At 58.1% G+C, this 2,449-nt stretch carries 2 protein-coding genes; one reads left to right on the forward strand and one right to left on the reverse strand.

Going from position 1 to position 2,449, the window contains the following annotated elements:
* On the forward strand, positions 1 to 1,494 hold a 1,494-nt coding region (locus IGS51_RS06575), incomplete at its 5' end, for a hypothetical protein (protein ID WP_297077344.1).
* Positions 1,495 to 1,580: 86 nt separating this feature from the next.
* Here the strand turns inward: IGS51_RS06575 and IGS51_RS06580 are convergent.
* Positions 1,581 to 2,366, reverse strand: coding sequence for an FHA domain-containing protein (locus IGS51_RS06580; protein ID WP_297077346.1), 786 nt, complete (start codon positions 2,364 to 2,366; stop codon positions 1,581 to 1,583).
* Between the last annotated feature and the right edge of the window lie 83 nt (positions 2,367 to 2,449).

A 2,449-nucleotide genomic window follows, 5' to 3' on the forward strand; every position in this document is an offset into this window, starting at 1 on the left:
CAGCGCAGCGTCACCATTTTTCTCGATCGCCCCCACCAAGACCTGTTGGTTAGCTACGTTGCCCCCAGCCCTACCTGGCGCGTCAGCTATCGCCTCGTCTACACGCCCGATGCACCTGCCGAGGGCAGTGGTATTGCCGACAACAGCGACAGCGGTCAGCTATTCATCCAGGGCTGGGGCATTGTGGACAACCAGCTCGATGAAGATCTCGAAGATGTCTCCCTGACGCTGATCGCGGGACAGCCCATCAGCTTTATCTACGACCTCTACACGCCCCGCTTTGTCGATCGCCCCACAGTGGAAGATGAAGCACGCACGGTGGCGGGCCCCGTCAGCTTTGAAGAAGGTCGCCTAAATCCGCATTTATATACCGATGTGGCATCTGTGTCGCGCAGCTTACTCGATGACGTTTACAACTGCTACGAGTCTGATTTAGATGCAGAGCTAGCGGCTCCAGGCATGGGCAGCAGTCGGTTCAAATCTGCCCGCCGCGACCTAGCCCAGGCAACTCAGGTTCAAGCAACGGGCGTGGCGCGGGGCGAGTTGTTTCAGTACGACGTGGGCATTCCGGTCACGATCAAGCGGGGACAGAGCGCGATGGTGCCGATTTTGGGCGCAACGCTGGCCAGCCGCAAACAGCACTGGTTCAACGCTGAAAAATTGCCAGGCCATCCAGTGGTGACCATTGTTGCAACCAACACGACTGGGCTGACGCTGGAGCGCGGCCCGGCGACGGTGCTGGAGGCAGAGAACTATGTGGGGGAAGCGGTGCTGAGCTTTACGCCTGCTGAGGGCGAGTTTTTTGTGCCCTACGCCGTGGATTTGGGCGTGCAGATTTTGCGGGAAGACGAGTCACGCCTGGAAACGGTGGCGATCGCCCTTGGAAAAGGCGACTACCTCGTTCATGACCAGTGGGAAACCCGCCAGACCGTCTACCGCATCGACAACCGCAACACCTATCCTATTGCTTTGGTGATTGAGCAGCGCATTCTCAGCGGCTACGAGTTGTTTGAGACGGTGGAGCCGATGGAGCAGACGGCTGAGTTTCAGCGCTGGAAGCTGGCGATCGCCCCCCGGCAGCAGAGCGAGTTTCGCGTGCAGCAGCGCCGAAAAATTTCTCGGCACGAACAAATCCTCAACCTGGATTACCAGACTCTCCAGGCGTACCTGCACAACAAATTTATTGACGACAGCCTGTTCCAGTCGTTGCGCGACATCCTAGAACTGCATCGGCAGATTGCCCAAACTCAGCAGAAAATCCAGAAGCTTGCCAAAAAGCGCGATCGCCTCTCTGACGAGCAGGAAGGCATTGCCAAAAAATTGCAGCCCTTAAAAAACAGCGGCAGCGAAAATGACCTGCGCGAGAAGCTGGCAGCTAAAATGAGCCACCTAGAAGACGAGCGCGATCGCCTCCAAGCCAGCATCGTCGCCCAAGAGCAAACGCAGGACAACCTGAAGCAGCAGCTTCAGCAACTGCTTCAGGAGTTGCACTAGACTGGCGCTCGATGCAGCGTCAGGTCTAGCGCTGAACCCTGAGCAAATTCATGGGCAGCAAATTCATGGGCAAAGTCATTGCCCGCTTAGGAAAGCTGGAACAGGAACGTCATGCGATCGCCTTTGCCCAGCGAGATGCGATCGCCCGGCCGCAGGCGGTGGCGGTTGCCCATCGGCAGCGGCATGTTGTTCACGTAGGTTCCATTGGAACTGCCCACATCTTCCAGGTAATAGGCATCGCCCTCCACCCGGATATCAGCGTGAACCCGCGACACAATTTCTGAACTGGGAAAGCCGGAAACGTCAATATCCGGCGGAATTCGGTCGTTGGGCTTGCCAATGTGAACTACAGGTAGCGCTTGGGGTAGCTCTACAACCTGATTGGTCTGCACGTGCAGCAAGCTGGCCCGCTGCGTCTGGAGTTGGGTCGGCCCCAAGGAAGCGGTCGGACTAGCTACTGGCGGCACTGCGACGGGCAGCGTGACAGGCGATGGCGGCGCAACGGGCGGCGCAACGGGCGGTGGCGGCGGTGGCGGAAGTTCAGAAATGGGCAAAACGCCCGAAGTTGCAGACGAGTCCGGTGTTGCTGCAATCGGCGGCGTAATTGGCAATGGATCGGGTGGAACCAAGGGTTCTACCGCTGGCAAATCGGGAATTGCAAAATCAGGCGCGACCGTTGGCGTGGAAACCTCTGGCCCCTCTGCCGCCGCCGCCCGCAGGTTAAACCCACACTGTCCACAAAAGCTAGCATCGGACTGAACCGAAGCCCCACAGTTGGGACAGCTCATCATGGTGGGCAGCGGCGTGTAGCAGGCTTCACACTGCACTGCGCCATCGGGATTTTGATGGTTGCAATTCGGACAAACAATCATAAATAGACCGCTCCCCTTACCGTGGGTCTTAGCTCCAGTGAATGAACAGGGCATCTGCACGAGGCAGGCTGGGCACGTCTGAG

Source organism: Thermoleptolyngbya sp. M55_K2018_002, assembly GCF_015295965.1.
In the GTDB taxonomy this organism is placed as follows: Bacteria; Cyanobacteriota; Cyanobacteriia; order Elainellales; family Elainellaceae; genus Thermoleptolyngbya; species Thermoleptolyngbya sichuanensis.